The organism is Rubrivivax soli (assembly GCF_049810355.1).
Taxonomy (GTDB): domain Bacteria; phylum Pseudomonadota; class Gammaproteobacteria; order Burkholderiales; family Burkholderiaceae_C; genus Rubrivivax.
In genome coordinates this window covers 5,521,070-5,539,115 of the sequence record NZ_CP187368.1, presented here as the reverse complement: position 1 = coordinate 5,539,115, position 18,046 = coordinate 5,521,070, and the positions used below count along the sequence as shown (strand labels likewise).

Here is an 18,046-nt window from a genome sequence, read left to right as displayed (position 1 = left end):
CAAGAGCGCGTGGCGCGCTCCACGGCGCTCACGCGACATCGGCCACCTCCCCCGCGTCCCTGGCCGATGCGCGACGCATGAGCGCGGGAAGGCCCAGCGCGCCGGAAATCTGCGACCAAGCGCCGCAGACGTCGAGATGCCGCTGCGCCCGGACGAGCCACGCCATGCCGCCATCTTCGGCGCGGACCTGCTTGAGCAGCGACGCGATCGCCCCGGGCCACAGCGACCGCAGCGTCTCGTCGAAGCCGCCTTCATGCGCCGGGAACAGGCAAGCATGGCGATCACGATGGGGGTCGGCGGCCTCGTGCCGGCCGTCCGGTACGCGGGGCCTGGGGAGCCACAGTACCGGCCCGTGGGCATCCGCAAGCATCAAGGTGCCCGCGCGACAGACGAGTTCGGCGCGCAGGAGCAAGTGCGGGTGCTCGTCGGGATCGCGCGGATCGAGCGACATGTCGACCCGCATTCCGACGGTCATGCCAGACCCGAGTCGACCGCTCAGCCGCCGGAAGAGCGGGCCGTCGGCGTGCCCTGCAGGGACCTCGGGCACTGCCGGAGCAGCCGCGTCCAGTTGGAGTGCAGCGACGGAACCCAGGTGGGAGAGAAGGTCGACGCCCGCAAACGCCACCTGGTAGCTGCTCCAGAGCTCCAGGTGCATGGCACCGCCTTCCGCCTGCAGCTCGCGCGCCCTGCGGACAAACGCGACGACGGCAGGCAGGCAGTCGTAGAACGTATTGAGGTAGTAGCGCGCACCGTGTTGGCGCGCCAGCCGCACGTGTGACGCCAGCTCGCGCTGATGGACTGGATGCTCCTGGACCACGTCGATGCCAGCGCGCAGACAGCGCTCGACGATCTCGGAGCCGCGACCGCCCAGCAGCCCCGACCGCACCACGACGCATGCAAGGCGCGCATCTGCCGGCAGCGGTTCGCCTGGAGCGAGCCAAGGGACGCTGGCATGGCGGGCAAGGTCGAGCGTGCGCCGCCCGCCCTGTCCGCCCAGGCCGATCAGCCGGTAGCCGGTCGAGTCCAGCAGGAGTGCGTCGACGTACAGGCGCCCGAATGTGGCTCCGAACACGACACAGGGGTGGTGGTCTGCGTGGTTCATGCTCACAGCACACCCTCGTCGACCGCAGCGTCCGCGCCCATCGTGTGCGCACCGAACACGACGTCCAGCACGCCGCGACACCCGGCCAGTTCCTCGACGGACTGGCGCGTGCTCAGCACCTCTGCACCCAGATGCTTGCCAGGCGGCGTGCGACCGGTGACCACGGCACGCGTGGCCACGGCCAATGCAGCGGCTGTCAGCGCCGAGGCGTCCGTGGCGCGCACCAGGAGCCTGGATGCAGGACGATGCCCCTGCTGGTCGCGCACCAGCACGTCGACCAGCAGTTGCTGGAATCGGCTGCGCCCCGCGCAGTCCGCCTCGCTGGCGGCCACGACACGGTGGGCCGCCTGCCGCAGATCGGCATCGGAGAGGGCCGCCTGCACCATCGCGCGTCGGCTCGCAGGACCCGCGTGCACGGCCCAGGCGGCGATGCGGCAGCCCGGCAGCAGGCGGCGAAGATCCTGCAGCTCTTCGTCGTCGTAGCTCGCGAGCGTTTCCATGCTGCTGTCGAACGACTCGACGGCGGCAGCATCGGGCAACAACACCACACCGTCCTTGCCGTCCGCTGCCGCAGGGCCTGGAGAGGCACGCGACCGTCGCTCGCGTGCGGCCTGAACGATGTCGAGTGCCGCAGTGTGTCCGATGGGGTCGCGGCCCCCCATCAGCAGCAGCAGCCCTCCCACCTCCATGCCTGCCGAAACTGCAAGCTGCGCGGCCCACATCGGCAACGCCGCGCTCAGACCCGGCGTCATGCCGCAGGCCAGGACACCTCGCACCTCGGCATGCGAGGGTTGGAGACGGCCCAACGCTGCCCGACTGCCGTTCACGTCCACCGCATGGACACCCTGCGCGAGAGCTGCTTCGATCACCGTAGTCCCGATGCGACCGGCGGGACCGGTGCAGTTCACGACACAGTCGACGTCCTCGAGAAACACCCGCAGCGACGCGGGGTCGGTCGCGTCGACAACGTGGACCGAGTCGCCTTCGGTCCATGGCTCGTCATGCTCCGGACGAGCGCGCCGCACGCCGAGCTTGAGACGATCGACGCCCCATTGCCGGAACTGCCGGACCGTCGCCCGCCCGACTGCACCGTGGGCACCGACGATGGCAATGCGCACATCGGGCGGTAGGCCAGTCACGGAGAAACCGCTCATTGCGAAGCCTCCGCAGCGACCCCGCCCCAGGCGAGCGCTGCATCGACCGCGTCGTCGCTGCCGGCCACGTCGATCACCTCGAACAAACCCAGGCAGGAGCGTCCGAGCGAAGCCAGATCGGCATCGTCGCCGGCCGCAGTCCGGAGGCGAAGCACGCGGAGATCGAAGATGAAGGGCGCGATGTCACCCAGCCGTTCGCGACCAGACGCGGCTTCGGACGAGAGCGCCAGGCAGCGGACAGCCGCTGGTGCACCGCGAGGCTGGGCCAGCGCCTCGCGCAACAACTGCAGTGCAGGCTCAACCGCCGACAGCAACCCGAAGAGACACCAATCGGGCCAGGTGGAGGCGTCGAGTCCGGCAAGGATCTCCTGGATCCACGGGCCTGGCGCTTCCGACGGGCGTGGTGCATCCACGATCGCGACCGCGCCGAACACGGCCAGCTCGGCCGGCAGCGCATGCAGCACACCGCGACCCGCCGGATCGGCGTGCTCGCCTCCGTCCACCACCAGGAACAGGCGTTGCGCTTCGGCTGGACCCTGGCGCAACTGCACGCGGCGCGACGCATGGCTGGCGGCACCGGCCGGGTGGGGTGGGGTGTCGGAGACGGCCGGGAGCGCACGACCGACGTGCTTGAGGCGGTCCACGAACTCGGCGATGGAGGGACCCTCCATCAGCAGTCGAAGGACGTCGTCGAAGTGCAGGCCTTCACGCCGCGGGCGCTGCTCGATCACCAGCCCCGCCAGCCGGGCTGCACTCAGCGAGTCACCGCCCAGATCGAAGAAGCCCGTCGCGGCATCCATGACCTGCTGTCCCAGAGTCTGCCGCCACAGCGCAACCATCTCGCTGTGCGCATCCCTGTCCGCAGACACCGACGAGCCAGCCCGCGCGCCGGGTCGAACGGCCTGACAGAGCTGCGACAGTGCTGCGCGATCGACCTTGCCATTGGCCGTCAGCGGCCATGCACCCAGCGCTCGGATGTCGCGAGGCACCATGTGCGCCGGCAGCCGATCCTTCAGGTGCTGCATCAACTCCTGCTCGTCCACCGCGGTCAGGCCAGTCCCGCTCTGCGCCACGATGCACTGCAGGCCCACCGCCGCAAGCGGCCCGCGAGGCAGTTCGACGACACAGTGCCATCCAGCGTCCTTCAACCATCGCCGCCACTGCAGGACGTCCGCAAAGGTGCTCCCCGTTGCGCCGCGTTGATCGCGAAACGCCCCGTCACTTCCTTCGCTGCGCAGCATGAGCTCGAGCGAGACCAGTGCCGCCGCGTGCTCCGATGTGGCCTCGAGCAGCACGAGCCAGCCGCCAGGCTTCACCAGGCCAGACAGATCGCTGAGCGCAGCAGGTACATCGGGCAGGGCGTGCAGCAGGTCCCCGCACACCAGCACGTCGCACGGGGGCTCCCGCCAGTCGCCTGCACGCGTCACGTCGAGCTGGGCGACGCGCACACGCGCGTCCCCGGCAAAGCGAGCTTCGGCCAGTTGCAGGAAGTAGGTCGAGATGTCCGTGAAGACGTACTGGACCGGTCGATCGCCGAGAGCATCCAGCACGGTGGACGCGACCGCACCGACACCGCCGCCGACCTCCAGGACGCGCAGTGGCGTGTCTCGCCCTTGGCGCGCATCCGCGAGCTCGATGACCACCTGGGCAGCCAGGCGGTTGCACAAGTCCGCGCTGGGATTGCCGCCGAACGTGGCCTTCGCCACCTCGGGCATGCCCCGCGGGAAGAACAGGGCCAGCGGGTCGACATGGCCCTGCAGTTGATCGACGAACCGCGTCGCGCTGTCGCGGAAGTAGCCCAGCAGCTCCAGGGGGTAGCCGGCCGGACCGGCCAACTCGTGCAGCTGCTGCCAGCGCCGAGTCAATGCATCGGCCTCCAGCGGCGCGTGCATCGCCACGAAGCCATGACTCCCGTCGCGGCGGACGAGGCCCCGCCGCTCCAGGGCGCACAGGCACCGGTACAGCACGCGCGTGTGTGCGGGCTGCACCCGCAGCCGGCGGGCCAGGTCGGGGGCATCCAGGGCCAGCACCGCACCTCCTTCACGCGCCCGGCCGCCTGCAGCATCCGCGCTGGCCGCTGAAAACGCCGCCTGCACGCAGTGCAGGACCGTCTCGTGCAGTGCCTCGCTGAGCGCGATCAGTGCCGCCGCAGGAACCCGCGCCTCCGCAGCTCCGGAGAAGGACTCCATGGCGGCGGACAACACCGAGCGCGCGCGCTCGCGCGCGTCGAAGCCCGTGGCATCCAGCGCAGTGGGTACGACGAAGGCGTGGATCGTCGGCACGCTCTGTGGTGCCTCCTTGCGAACCACGGCTGCTGCCGATGCGACATGCGGATGCTCCTCGAGCACCGCGGCAACCTCACCCAATTCCACACGGTGGCCGCGGATCTTGACTTGCTGGTCTTCCCGCCCGAGGAACTCGATCTCACCGCCTGGCATGTAGCGACCAAGATCACCGGTCCGGTACAGCCGCTGACCCTCCAGCCGGTGAACGAAGAACCGCTCGGCCGTCTTCGCCGGGTCGCCGTGATAGCCCAGCGCCAGTCCTGCGCCGGAGATGTGGATCTCGCCCACCGTGCCCACGGGGCACTCCTGGCCGCGTCCGTTCAGCACATGCACGTCCTGGCCCGTGAGCGGGAGTCCGTACGGGATGCTGGAGCGCCCTGCATCCGCGGCTTCGATCGGATGCCAGATGGACCAGATCGCCGCCTCGGTCGCGCCGCCGAGACTGATGACGCGCAGGCCGGACTTGAAGCTTTGCAATGCAGGTGCGAGTCCGACAGGGACCCAGTCACCGCTCAGCAACATGCATCGCAGCGCGTCCAGCGCTGCCGGCCCTTCGGCCTGGATGTGCTGCAGCAGCATGTCGGCCTGTGCTGGTACGCTGTTCCAGACCGTCACCGCGCGCGCCTGCATCAACTCCACCCAATGGCCTGGACTCGACCGGCGTGACGCTGCCGGCAGCACCAGATGCGCACCCGCCGCGAGCGTGCCGAAGATGTCGTAGACCGACAGATCGAAGCCCAGGCCGGACAGGCCGAGCACGACATCCTCTTGGCACAAGCCGATGCGCGCGTTGATGTCGAGGACCGTGTTGGTGGCGGCGTCGTGCGTCATCACCACGCCCTTGGGCCGGCCCGTGGTGCCGGAGGTGTAGATCAGGTAGGCCCGTGACTGCGGCTCGACGCGCGGCAAGGCAGCCAGCGCCTGCGGAGGGCGCACACCAAGGTCCACGACCTGCGTCTGCACGCCGTCGTAGCACTCCTGCTCCGCCAGGTGGCGTTGGGTCAGCAGGCAGCTCACGCCAGCGTCCGCGACGATCGCCTCCTTGCGCGATCGTGGCTGCTGAAGGTCGATCGGCACATAGGCGTTGCCGCTCAGCAGCACGGCCAGCACGGCCACCACTTGCTCCGCGCCCTTCTCCATGGCGATGCCCACGAGCCTGCCGGCGGGACCCGAGGCAAGCACGTCGGCAGCACTCCGAGCACGCGAGAGCAGTTCCCCGTAACGCAGGGTGCTTGTGGAGTCGGTCAGCGCCACCTTGTCCGGCCACCGAGCAGCCGCACGAAGGAAGCCCTCGTGCAGCAGGCCGCCCCCGTACGGCGTCTCCAGCGAGGCACGGGCGCGCGCAGGCGGCACCACCACCGGGTGCGGCTGTTCCCAGACCCGACCATCCTCCGCAAGCCGCCGCAACACACCGAGATAGGCCGCGTGCATGGCACGCACCATGGCACTGTCCAGCACGTCGGCCCGGTAGTCCCAGTTCAGATGCACGGTCCCGGCGGCGACGAGGACCTGGCAGTCCAGCCACACCTGAGGTGTCCAGGTGATGCCGTCGCGCAGTCGCCATGCGGTCGCGGACGATGCTTGCCCTTCCGGGGATGGCGGATCGGCCGTTCCCATGGTGCTGGTGAAGACCACCGGGAAGAGCGCCGCCTCCCTGCCCCTGCGACGGGCCAGTTCACGCTGCACCTCGACACCGCTGAAGCTGGCGTGCTCCAGGTCCTGCCAAAGACGTTGCTGCAGCAACAGCAGTCGTTCGGCAAACGTGTCCCCGGCGGTCATGTCCGCAGCCAGCAAGACGGTCGAGGTGAAGTCACCCAGCACGCGCGACAGGTCGGGATGCTCTGCAGTCCGTTGCATGAGCGTCACGGTCAGCGTGAAGGCTCCTCGCCTGCACCAGCACGCCAGGACCTCGCCAAAGGCACCGAGGAAGACCGCGGAAGGCGTGAGGCCGTGCTTCCGCGCACGCTCGAGCAGCGCGTCGTGCACCTCCGTGGCCAGTTGTCCGGACACCCGCTCGAAACCATCGATGCCCACTTCCGCCTGTGGCGAGGCACCGGTGCGCAGCGCGAGATCCGGGCCGACGGGCAACTGTTCCATCCGCTCCATCCAGTGCGCGCGCGCCCGCCGACGCTCCGGCGTCTCCTTCAGCGCCTGCCGATGCACCACGGCATCCCGGAAGGTGATGGCCAGGGCCGGTGCGGTCTCGCGGCCCGCTGCCAGTTCGAGCATCTCGCGCAGCCACAACTCGACGCTCACGAAGTCCATGAGCAGGAGGTCGACCGCCATGTGCAGGACCTGCTCGTCGGGTGTGTCAGTGAGTCGGAGCTCGAAGCCCGGCCACGCGTCGGCAGCGCGCGTCATCTGCCGCGTCAGCATCTGCTGGCGGACATCGCGCAAGAGCGCAGCCTTGTCGTCGGCATGCGCGCACCTCGCATGCGCGACCTGCTGCGGCGGCACGTCTGCCATCACCTGCTGGTAGCCCTCCTGGGCGAAGGTGGTGCGCAGCGCTGCGTGGTGTCTGATCGTCTCGCCCAGGGCCGCCCGCAGGCGTCCGGGTGCGGTTGCACCAGGCTGCATCGACAGCTCCAGATAGGCCATGCAGGGCAGACCGCCATAAGCCATGCCCCGGTTTCGTCCCAGCAGATAGGCCGCCTGGATGTCGGTCAGCGGAAACGGCGCCAGGGCCGACGACGGGTCGGCCACCAGCGGCGGCCGGGCGGTCGCGCGCAGGACCTCGATCAATGCAGGCTTCACCGTCCGCAGGCGCTGCTTCACCTGGTCGTCCAGCGCACCGACGGGCGCGCGGTAGCGCAACTCGCCGCCGCTTTCCCAGAGCTCGATCCCCTGGGCCTGCAGTTCTTCGAGCAAGGAAGTTGCAGTGTCGTGGCCAGGCATGTTGCAGGCGTTCACAGGATGCCTTCCTCGACTGCGGGATCACGAAGCGCCTGCAACTGCGCGGCAAGGGCCGCGACCGTCGGAGCGCGCAGGAACAGATCGATGCCCAGCGACACATGCCACCGCTGCCGAAGCTGCTCGATCATCCGGGTGGCCAGCAGGCTGTCGCCGCCCAGGCTCATGAAGTGATCGCTGCGCTGCACCGCCGGCAGCGACAGCAGCTCGCACCACAGCGCGGCCAGCTCCTGCTCCAGCGCGCCTTGCGGTGCGTCCTGCTCCCGCGGCTGCAGCGCCTGCTGCTGCTGCTGCACGCACAGCCGCTGCAGTTCCCGCCGATCGACCTTGCCGTTGCCCGTCAGCGGCAGCCGCTCCAGCACCAGCCACTGGGCAGGCACCGCGTAACCGGGCAGATGCTCCCGGGCGAACTCCTGCAGCTGCTGCAGCGTCAGCCCGCTCGCCCGGTCCACCGCCACCGCCGCCGCCAGCGTGCGCTGGCGCTCGCCCAGCGCCAGCACGGCCGCGTCGCTCACCGCGGTGTGCCGCCGCAGCACGGCCTCCACCTCCCCCAGCTCGATGCGGTGCCCCTTGACCTTGACCTGCTGGTCCGCGCGGCCCAGGAACTCCAGGCACCCGTCGGGCCTGTAGCGCCCCAGGTCGCCCGTGCGGTACCAGCGCTGACCCTCGTGCAGCACGAAGCGGCTGGCGCTGCGCTGCGGGTCTTCGTGGTAGCCCTGCGCCACGCCGGCCCCACCGATCCACAGTTCGCCTTGCACCCAGTCCGGGCAGTCCTGCCCCAGCGCGTCCACCACCCTGAAACTCTGGTTGGCCAGCGGCCAGCCGTACGGAATCGAGCTCCAGCCCGGCGGCGCTTCCTCCAGTTCGACCGCGTTGGACCAGATCGCCGCCTCCGTCGCCCCGCCCAACCCCACGAAGCGGCACCCGGGCACCACCGCGCGCAGCCGTTGCGGCAGATCCAGCGCGATCCAATCCCCGGACAACAGCGCCAGCCTCAGGCCCGACAACGACCGTTCCTCGTGCTGCACGCTCAGCAGCATCTCCAGCAGTGCCGGCACCGAGTTCCAGACGCTGACCTCCCAGCGCCGCATCAACCCCTGCCAGGCGTGCGCGTCGCGTCGCTGCGCTTCCAGCGGCAACACCAGGGCCGCACCCACGCTCAGCGGACCGAAGATGTCGTACACCGACAGGTCGAAGTCCAGCGCCGAGACGCCCAGCACCCGGTCCTGCGCCTGCACCTGCCAGCGACGGTTGACCTCCTGTACCGTGTTCAACGCCGCCCCGTGGCTGATCCTCACCCCCTTGGGCTCACCCGTGGAGCCGGAGGTGTAGATCACGTAGGCCAGCGCCTGCTCATCGAGCTGCAGCCGCGGCAGGGGTGCGTCGCTGCCCTGCTCGGGCAGCGCATGCACGGGCTGGCTCACGCCGGCTTGCAGCGCATCGCGCTGCTCCTGCTGCGTCAGCACCAGCCTGACCTTCGCATCGTCGTAGATCCGGCGACGCCGCTGCGCCGGCTGCTCCACGCCCACCGGCACGTACGCCGCACCCACCGCCAGCACGCCCAGCACGGCCGCCACCTGCAGCGGGCCCTTGTCCAGCGTCAGTCCCACCAGGTCGCCTGCACCCACCCCCTGCGCCTGCAGCAGTTGCGCCACCGCCTGCACCTGCCGCAGCAGTTCCCCGTAGCTGCAGCTGCCCTGCTCCTGCCAGCACAACGCCACCGCCTGCGGCCGGCTGTGCGCCTGCGCCACGAACGCGTCCTGCAGCAGCCCCCGCGGCAGCGGCGCCGCCGTGGCGTTGGCCTGGGCCCGGACGCTGCGCTGCTGCAGCGGCAGCTCCAGCGCCGGCGCCCGCTCCCACTGCGAAGCGTCCATCAAGTCCTCGAGCAACCGCTCGTAGGCCTCGAACATCGCCTGCGCCACCCCCGGCGCCAGCAGATCCCGCACACCGTCCCAGTTGATCAGCAGTCCCCCATCGTGCTCCACCACCTGGTGGTCCAGCCACACCTGCGGGGTCTGGGAGATGCCGCGCTCGTAGCGGCCGAACGAGAGTTCGAAAGGCGCTGGGGCCGGCGCTCCCAGCGTGCTCGTGAACACGACCGGCATGCGCACCGCCTCGCCGCGCTGGCGGCCAAGCTCGCGCAGCACCCAGGTGGCCGGTGCCTGCCGGTGCTGCAGACACAGCCCGAGCTCCACATGCAGGTCCTGCAGCACGCGGGCCCAGGACGCACCGGGCGTCGGCGTGTAGGGCAGCAGCAGCAGGGACGTGAAGTCGCCATACATCCGCGCCGCGTCGGGAGTCGACGGCTGTCGATCGAACACCGTCAGATTCAGCGTCACACCATGCTGGCCGCTCCAACGGCGCAGCACCTCGGCGAAGGCCCCTGCCAGAAGCACGGTCGGCGTGATGCCGTGTGCACGCGCGCGGGACTTGAGTGCGCTCCAGGCCGCCGGTGCGATGAACGTGCTGCGACGCTCGAAGCGGTGACCACGGACTCGGAAAGGCTCACGGTCCAACGGCAGCGCGGGCGCAGCAGGCAAGGACTGCATGCGTTCCAGCCAGTGCCGGCGAGCAGCTTCGACATCGCCCGCGGCGCCTTCGGAACGCGACAGCGCCCTGACGTAGTCGCGGAAGTCGGCACGCGGCGCCGGCGGCAGTTCGTCGCCTGCATACAGCGCGGACCAGTCAGCCATGAACAGGCTGATGCTGAACGCGTCCATCACCAGGTTGTCGATGCCGACCATCACGCGGCAGGCGACTGGCGACTTCACCACATGGACCTGCAGCAAGGGCCAGACCGCGGGATCGAACACGCAGTGGGACATCGCGTCGCGCAGCGCTGCGAGCCGCTCTCCGTCGCCGGGCCCGACCAGGCTGACGCCGATCGGAAGCCGTGGAACCGCCGACAGCACCTGCTGGGTGTCGGCGTCCGGGAAGATGGTCCGAAGCACAGGTTGCCGCTGCACCAGTTCATTGAGCGCCCACTCCAGGCGCTGCGTGTCGATCTCGGCAGGGGCAACGAACTCCATGAAGTAGTGCGCGCCGACGCCTCCAAGCTCGAACTCGCCGAGCCGGCCGAGCCAGTACGCGCGCTGGACCTCTGTGGTCGCAAACGGCTCGTGGCGGGCCGCCGGATCGTGTTGCAGCACCAGCGTCCGTGCGGTGTGGGAAGACGCCGCGGCAGCACCCAGCGCCTGAGCGAAGTCCTTCAGCACCGGATGCATGAACAGCGCAGCCACCGTGGCCTGCGCCTGCCCGCGCTGCCGAAGCTGCTCGATCATCCGGGTGGCCAGCAGGCTGTCGCCGCCCAGGCTCATGAAGTGATCGCTGCGCTGCACCGCCGGCAGCGACAGCAGCTCGCACCACAGCGCGGCCAGCTCCTGCTCCAGCGCGCCTTGCGGTGCGTCCTGCTCCCGCGGCTGCAGCGCCTGCTGCTGCTGCTGCACGCACAGCCGCTGCAGTTCCCGCCGATCGACCTTGCCGTTGCCCGTCAGCGGCAGCCGCTCCAGCACCAGCCACTGGGCAGGCACCGCGTAACCGGGCAGATGCTCCCGGGCGAACTCCTGCAGCTGCTGCAGCGTCAGCCCGCTCGCCCGGTCCACCGCCACCGCCGCCGCCAGCGTGCGCTGGCGCTCGCCCAGCGCCAGCACGGCCGCGTCGCTCACCGCGGTGTGCCGCCGCAGCACGGCCTCCACCTCCCCCAGCTCGATGCGGTGCCCCTTGACCTTGACCTGCTGGTCCGCGCGGCCCAGGAACTCCAGGCACCCGTCGGGCCTGTAGCGCCCCAGGTCGCCCGTGCGGTACCAGCGCTGACCCTCGTGCAGCACGAAGCGGCTGGCGCTGCGCTGCGGGTCTTCGTGGTAGCCCTGCGCCACGCCGGCCCCACCGATCCACAGTTCGCCTTGCACCCAGTCCGGGCAGTCCTGCCCCAGCGCGTCCACCACCCTGAAACTCTGGTTGGCCAGCGGCCAGCCGTACGGAATCGAGCTCCAGCCCGGCGGCGCTTCCTCCAGTTCGACCGCGTTGGACCAGATCGCCGCCTCCGTCGCCCCGCCCAACCCCACGAAGCGGCACCCGGGCACCACCGCGCGCAGCCGTTGCGGCAGATCCAGCGCGATCCAATCCCCGGACAACAGCGCCAGCCTCAGGCCCGACAACGACCGTTCCTCGTGCTGCACGCTCAGCAGCATCTCCAGCAGTGCCGGCACCGAGTTCCAGACGCTGACCTCCCAGCGCCGCATCAACCCCTGCCAGGCGTGCGCGTCGCGTCGCTGCGCTTCCAGCGGCAACACCAGGGCCGCACCCACGCTCAGCGGACCGAAGATGTCGTACACCGACAGGTCGAAGTCCAGCGCCGAGACGCCCAGCACCCGGTCCTGCGCCTGCACCTGCCAGCGACGGTTGACCTCCTGTACCGTGTTCAACGCCGCCCCGTGGCTGATCCTCACCCCCTTGGGCTCACCCGTGGAGCCGGAGGTGTAGATCACGTAGGCCAGCGCCTGCTCATCGAGCTGCAGCCGCGGCAGGGGTGCGTCGCTGCCCTGCTCGGGCAGCGCATGCACGGGCTGGCTCACGCCGGCTTGCAGCGCATCGCGCTGCTCCTGCTGCGTCAGCACCAGCCTGACCTTCGCATCGTCGTAGATCCGGCGACGCCGCTGCGCCGGCTGCTCCACGCCCACCGGCACGTACGCCGCACCCACCGCCAGCACGCCCAGCACGGCCGCCACCTGCAGCGGGCCCTTGTCCAGCGTCAGTCCCACCAGGTCGCCTGCACCCACCCCCTGCGCCTGCAGCAGTTGCGCCACCGCCTGCACCTGCCGCAGCAGTTCCCCGTAGCTGCAGCTGCCCTGCTCCTGCCAGCACAACGCCACCGCCTGCGGCCGGCTGTGCGCCTGCGCCACGAACGCGTCCTGCAGCAGCCCCCGCGGCAGCGGCGCCGCCGTGGCGTTGGCCTGGGCCCGGACGCTGCGCTGCTGCAGCGGCAGCTCCAGCGCCGGCGCCCGCTCCCACTGCGAAGCGTCCATCAAGTCCTCGAGCAACCGCTCGTAGGCCTCGAACATCGCCTGCGCCACCCCCGGCGCCAGCAGATCCCGCACACCGTCCCAGTTGATCAGCAGTCCCCCATCGTGCTCCACCACCTGGTGGTCCAGCCACACCTGCGGGGTCTGGGAGATCATGTATGCGGGCGTCCCGAGCGTCCGCCGGACCTCGGGTTCGATCAGCTCGCCAAGCCCCACAGCGGACGTGAACACTGCGGGTATGCCGGCGGGCAACAGACCCCGGCGACCGAGCTCGCGCAGGATCTCGACACCGGAGAACGCGCGGTGCGCCATGGCCTCCCGAAAGGCACGCTGCTGCTGTCGGCAGGACTGGGCAAAGGTGCTCCCGGCACGCAGGTCGACTTCAAGAACGATCAGGTCGGTGAAGTCGGCCACCATCTCTGCGATGTCGGGAGTGGGCTGCAGGCGGTCGAAGACCGGCACACTCAAGATGAAGTGGGCGCAGCCGGACCAACGGGCCAGCACGAAGGCGTAGGCCGTCAGCAGCGCAATCGGCAAGGTCACCCCGGCCCGTTGCGCCAGGTGCTGCATCGCTCGAACAGTCGCTGCGTCGAGCCATGTCGAGCGCCTCTCGAACCGCACCGCCCGCAGGCGCGCCGGCTCTTGGGCCAGTGGCAGCGGCGGGGGCGCCGGGAGCCGGTCCACGCGCGCCAGCCAGTACGCGGAGTCGACGTGGCGCAAGGACTGGTCGCGCTGTTCGCGCCACGCCAGGTATTGCGCGAAACTCGCGCTTCCCGCAGGCTGGCGAAGGGGTCCCTGCATCGCCGTGGCCAGGTCGCGAAGCAGCAGCCGGATGCTCAGCACGTCCGCGACGAGCAGGTCGATGTCGAAGTGCAGCACCGCCCCCTGGGGCAGCAAGCTCAGCTCGAATCCGATCACTTCGCCTGCCGCCACGTCGTGGCGCCTGTGCGACAGGCGGTCGCGTACCAGCAGTCTCTGACGTGCGCCTTCCTCTGGATCGAGCCCGCGCCAGTCGTTCACCACGACGCGGTGGCCACGCGGGTGGTCCGGGACGGACTGCGTCCCGTCGTCATGAAAACGCGCCGACAGCATGGGATGCCGCTGCAACAGCGCCTGGACCGCCACTTCGAGCACGCCGCGGTCCAAGGAGGCGGACTCGAATTCGACATAGAAGTGGCAGGCCACTTCGCCCAGCGGAAGACCGGCGCCGCGTCCGATCCAGTAGGCATGCTGCACCGGCGTCAACGGGAACGGCCCTGCCATCACGACTGGCAGGGCTGGCTGGACCCGCGACACATCGGGCTGCTTCAGGAGCGGCACCCAGGCGGACAACCGAGGTGCCGACGCCAGTTCAGGGAACGTCGCAGCCGCACCGCGCACCTGCCAGCGGTTCACGAGACTCATCAGTCGCACCGAGTCCAGTCCCCACTCAGAGAGATCGTCGTCGTCGCCCAGTTCTTCGGCGGACACCTCGAGCAGTTCCGCCACCTCCTGGCGCAGAGACTCGATGCTGACCTGCCCTGACGAAGCAGCGCGCTCGAACCTCAGCACGGCCTCCCGCACCTGGTGCCACCGCCCGAGTCCGCAGTCTGCGCCCGCGTCGAGGGCGGGACCGGTCGCCGCACTCGTCGGCGGTACTTCCAGAGCAGACTCGTTCAGGACGGCATTCATGGTGCAACGCTGATGAGGAGGTGGAAGGGCAAGCGCACTCGCGCCTGCCACGTGACGAGCGCAGGCGCCTTCAGCCCGCCTTGACGCCTTCGACGATCGGGAAGAGCATCGTGGGCACGACGCGGGTCAGCCGGAGGCCGGCCCGTGCGAACAGCGCGCGCGACTCCTCCTCGCTGCGCGCATGGCCCGACACCATCGCGAGCATCAGCAGGTCGTAGATGCGGGAGTAGGTCGTGCCTGGGTCGGAGGCGTTGCCGGCCGTCAGCACCGGATCGACCACCGCGACCCGGCCGTTCTTGGCCATGACGGAGGCGACGTTGCCCAGGATCTGTGCGGCCTGCGCGTCGTCCCAGTCGTAGATGATTCGCTTGATGATGTAGAGGTCGCCGCCAGCCGGCACCTGGTCGAAGAAGCTCCCGCCCACGATCTCGCAGCGGTCGGCGACGCCTTGGGCTTCGAACACGGGCCTGGCCTTGTCCACCACGTGCGGCTGGTCGAACAGGATGCCCCTCGCGTTCGGCAGCGAATGCAGCAGGAGCGACAGCAGCTTGCCGTTGCCACCGCCGATGTCCACGATCGTCCGGCACTGGCTCATGTCGTAGGCGGCAAGGATGGCGCGGTACTCCAGCTTCGTGAACGCAGCCATCGCGTTGTCGAACATGCGGCTGTAGTCCAGGTGCGTGGAGCAGAAGTCCCAGTAACCCTGGTCGTGCACGATGTCGAACGACGCGCGACCGGTCCGCAGGCTGTAGTCGAACCTGGACCATGCCTTGATGTCGGCATGCAGCAGGCGGTAGCCGTCACGCAGGCTCATGGGATCGTCTGTCGCCAGCAACACGGAGAGCTCGGTCTGCTCGAACACGCCCCGCTCGCGCTCCGCGAAGATGCCCTTGCTGGCGAGTGCCAGCATGGCGCGATACAGAGCCAGCTCGTTCGCACCGACCTCGCGTGCGATCTCCGACACGTGCCGCGGCCCAGCCTGGAGGGTGTCGGCCACCTTCAGCTCCGAGACGGCGCGGATGGTGAAGGGAATGATGTAGTCGGCAAGTTCCGTGAAGCGGCTGATGGCCGCCACCTTGCTGATGACCTTTCCTTCGAAGGGTGCGTTCATTTCGTGAACTCCTGTTCTGTCGCGTTCGCCGCCACCTTGGACTGGACGTAGCCCACCACGTCGGCAACGGTCCGGATGGACTGCGCGGTTCCCTGGTCAATGGGTTCGATGTCGAAGCGGTCTTCGATGGCGAAGGCCAACTCGACGAGGGCCAGGGAGTGGTATCCCAGGTCTTCGGCAAGTCGCGACGTGTCCGCCATCTGGCTGGCGTCGCCGGGACACAGGTCGCGGACCATCTTCTTGATGGTCAGCTCGACTTCGTGTGTTGTCAGATTGCTCATGTGCTCGTTTCTCCAAGTTCAAGTTGCATGTCGTTGTCGACGGGAATCGCGTCCGAGCCGACATGCCCGCGGGCAACCCCCTCGAGCACACCGTTCATGACGTCGAGCCACAGCGCCTGCCGCATCGGCTTGCCACTCGTGGTGCGCCGCAGCAGTCGGGCTGGAACCCAGTAGATGCGCCCCTGGACGTCGGCAGACCACGCCTTGAGGAACTGGTCCGACGCCGGTTGCAGGGCAGACAACCGCTGATCGATGAGCAACGCGGCGAAGTCCGCGCCATCGATCCGGCCCAGCAGCGCGATGCAGTTCCCCGACAACTCGGACCACTGAGCCGCCACAGCGCGCTCGACGTCTTCGGCGAACAACCAGCGGCCCTGCAGCTTGATGCCGTCGCCGAAGCGGCCCACCACGAACAGTTCGCCCCGCGACAGCCAGCCCGCATCCCCCGTGTCGAGCGTTGCAACCTCCGGGACGGGTTCATCGGCTCCCGGCTGCCCGCCACGCGCATCGGGCGGGCTTGCAATTGCGTGCAGGCTGGTTCCTCGCACGACGACGCGCCCCAGAACGCCATCGGGGCAAGGTCGGCCCGACTCATCGGCAACGCTCACCTGCAGCCCGCTCAGAGCGCTGCCGGAAGACGCCAGGCCGGCCCAGCCATTCCCCTGGTCCCGTTGCTCGGAGTCCCACGAGAGCACGCCCTGTCCAGGCCGGCGACCGCAGACGGCCAGCGTCGCTTCGGCCATGCCATAGGCGGCGCACAGCGCGCCCTGCGCAAAGCCGCGCGGTTCGAGCCAGCTTGCGAAGCCCCGCAGCAGGCCTGCGTCCAGCGGACCGGCTCCCACGACCAGCGCATGCCAGGCACGGAAGTCGAGTCCCTCGAGCCGGGACGGTGCGACCTTGTGCATGCACAGCGACAAGCCGAACGCAGGCATGGCGGATAGCTGCGCGCGGCCGAGTCCGAAGCATTGCAGGTAGTGGCCCGGCGACCGCACGAACTGCGCTGGGCGCATGAGATAGAGATCGGTCTGGGTCCACAGCGGCATCAGCAAGCAGCCGACGAGGCCCATGTCGTGGTGCAGCGGCAGCCAGCTGGCCGTTGCGTGGTGGTCCTGCCACTGCAGCCAGCCACGGATGGCCTGCAGGTTGTGCAGCATCGCCTCGGAGCGGATGCGCACGGCCTTTGCCGGTCCTGTGGTTCCCGACGTGAGCTGCAGGTAGGCGAACGACGCCGGCCGCAACACAGGCTCGTCTCCTGCCGCATCGACCGCCACCAGCGACTCGAGCGCCACCACGCGTGCGCGCGGGGACGGCATGGAGCGCCCCAGAGCCGCTGACTGCTCGATCAGCGACACGCAGACCCCGGCGTCGGCCACCACGCACACAGCCTCCAGGGCCAGCGACTGCTGCAGCAGGGCCTGCACGTAGAGATGCCTCGACTGCAGTGCCTGCGCCGGCGCGACGATGGCCGGCGTCAGGCCGGCCTGGAGTGCACCCAGAAAGGCGACGACAGATGCTGGCGACGTGTCCGCTGCGATCAGCACGACGCCATGCACGCTGTGGCTGGCCCCCTGCAACACACGTCCGGCGACCTGGGCCTGGCGCATCAGCCGGTCGTAGCTCCAGAATTCCCAGTCGGTGTCTCGCCACTCGGCAAGCGGCAGCACGGCAAAGGAACGGGCTGCCCCGTCGCGTCTGAAGTAGATCCCCCGCTGGCGACTCGGTGCCTCGGGCCAGAACCCTGCGAAAGCTTCCGTCTTCACGGACGCACCTCGCTGTCGCCAGCCGACGCTCCAGGGAGAGAGGCGGCTGGCCGCAGATCGGGAGGCACCATCTCGATGAGCTGGTACGTGATGTCCCGGTACTGCGACGGCGCCAGGGCGGCACGCCGGACCCGGAGCTCGGAGCCCGTGACGTGCGCCACCTGCTTCAACTGCTCGATGCTGCCGAGGTCGGAGAATCCCAGTTGCAGGCGACCATCGCGGGTCAGGTGGCTTCTGGCCTCGCGCAGGAAGCGCGCATGGGTGCTGTAGCCCTCGTCGTACAAGGCCGTCCGCGGCAAGGTGCCGTCCTCGCCCTCAGCATCGATGAAGCTGGAGTTCCAGAAGATCAGGTCGAACCGCTCTTCGGCCGACAAAGGAGCGAACAGGTCTCCGGCGCGCGCCTGCACCAGGTGCTGCACCCTGTGGCGCAAGGCGTTGCGACGGGTGTTCTCCACCGCCCGCGCGTCGATGTCCAGCGCCACCACCGGCGTGCAACCGCGCAGCGCTGCCAGAACCGACAGGTAGCCGCTCCCACACCCGACTTCGCAGAATCGCATGCCCGGACGAAACTCGAGCCAGTCCGCATAGAGCGCGGCACCGTTCGTCAGCCCAGGGGCGTACACCGACGGCAACAGGTCCCAGTCCATGCCGTACAGCCGAAAGGTACTTTCGCCCGTGATCTGGGCATGCCGTTCCAACAACTCTCTGGTCACCAGGTCCATACGTCGCTCGGTTTCCGATCCGTGGAGGT

8 protein-coding genes and 1 pseudogene are annotated in these 18,046 nt (G+C 69.4%); all 9 read right to left on the bottom strand.

The window, feature by feature from the left end:
* Window positions 1-28: 28 nt before the first annotated feature.
* The 9 genes and pseudogenes from ACPOLB_RS25495 to ACPOLB_RS25455 all read right to left on the bottom strand — a co-directional run bounded on the left by ACPOLB_RS25495 (window position 29) and on the right by ACPOLB_RS25455 (window position 18,017).
* Complete coding sequence (locus ACPOLB_RS25495; protein ID WP_425258863.1) at window positions 29-1,102, bottom strand: Gfo/Idh/MocA family oxidoreductase; 1,074 nt, start codon at window positions 1,100-1,102, stop codon at window positions 29-31.
* A gap of 2 nt (window positions 1,103-1,104) precedes the next feature.
* Entirely contained in the window at window positions 1,105-2,256 is a 1,152-nt protein-coding gene (locus ACPOLB_RS25490; protein WP_425258861.1) for an NAD(P)H-binding protein, read from the bottom strand.
* The gene (locus tag ACPOLB_RS25485) at window positions 2,253-7,409 is read right to left on the bottom strand and encodes an amino acid adenylation domain-containing protein (protein ID WP_425258860.1); all 5,157 of its coding nucleotides are present in this window, start codon (window positions 7,407-7,409) and stop codon (window positions 2,253-2,255) included. Before ACPOLB_RS25485 ends, ACPOLB_RS25490 begins: the two co-directional genes overlap by 4 nt.
* 38 nt (window positions 7,410-7,447) lie before the next feature.
* On the bottom strand, window positions 7,448-12,628 hold the full coding sequence (locus ACPOLB_RS25480; RefSeq protein WP_425261974.1) for an amino acid adenylation domain-containing protein: 5,181 nt from the start codon (window positions 12,626-12,628) through the stop codon (window positions 7,448-7,450).
* 177 nt (window positions 12,629-12,805) lie between these two features.
* Window positions 12,806-14,143 (bottom strand): annotated as a pseudogene (locus ACPOLB_RS25475) (condensation domain-containing protein); the annotation flags it as partial.
* Between the two features lie 70 nt (window positions 14,144-14,213).
* Window positions 14,214-15,254, bottom strand: a complete 1,041-nt coding sequence (locus tag ACPOLB_RS25470; RefSeq protein ID WP_425258859.1) for a methyltransferase — start codon at window positions 15,252-15,254, stop codon at window positions 14,214-14,216.
* On the bottom strand, window positions 15,251-15,535 hold the full coding sequence (locus tag ACPOLB_RS25465) for an acyl carrier protein (protein WP_425258858.1): 285 nt from the start codon (window positions 15,533-15,535) through the stop codon (window positions 15,251-15,253). The genes ACPOLB_RS25470 and ACPOLB_RS25465 overlap by 4 nt, the downstream gene beginning before the upstream one ends.
* Entirely contained in the window at window positions 15,532-17,295 is a 1,764-nt protein-coding gene (locus ACPOLB_RS25460) for an AMP-binding protein (RefSeq protein WP_425258857.1), read from the bottom strand. The genes ACPOLB_RS25465 and ACPOLB_RS25460 overlap by 4 nt, the downstream gene beginning before the upstream one ends.
* Window positions 17,292-18,017 carry a methyltransferase gene (locus ACPOLB_RS25455; protein ID WP_425258856.1) on the bottom strand — a complete coding sequence of 242 codons (726 nt, stop codon included), beginning with the start codon at window positions 18,015-18,017 and terminating at the stop codon, window positions 17,292-17,294. The genes ACPOLB_RS25460 and ACPOLB_RS25455 overlap by 4 nt, the downstream gene beginning before the upstream one ends.
* Window positions 18,018-18,046 lie beyond the last annotated feature (29 nt).

Coding starts and splice junctions, on each gene's coding strand:
- ACPOLB_RS25465 (WP_425258858.1), bottom strand. CDS start 15,535: ATGAGCAATCTGACAACACACGAAGTCGAGCTGACCATCAAGAAGATG.
- ACPOLB_RS25480 (WP_425261974.1), bottom strand. CDS start 12,628: ATGATCTCCCAGACCCCGCAGGTGTGGCTGGACCACCAGGTGGTGGAG.
- ACPOLB_RS25470 (WP_425258859.1), bottom strand. CDS start 15,254: ATGAACGCACCCTTCGAAGGAAAGGTCATCAGCAAGGTGGCGGCCATC.
- ACPOLB_RS25455 (WP_425258856.1), bottom strand. CDS start 18,017: ATGGACCTGGTGACCAGAGAGTTGTTGGAACGGCATGCCCAGATCACG.
- ACPOLB_RS25495 (WP_425258863.1), bottom strand. CDS start 1,102: ATGAACCACGCAGACCACCACCCCTGTGTCGTGTTCGGAGCCACATTC.
- ACPOLB_RS25490 (WP_425258861.1), bottom strand. CDS start 2,256: ATGAGCGGTTTCTCCGTGACTGGCCTACCGCCCGATGTGCGCATTGCC.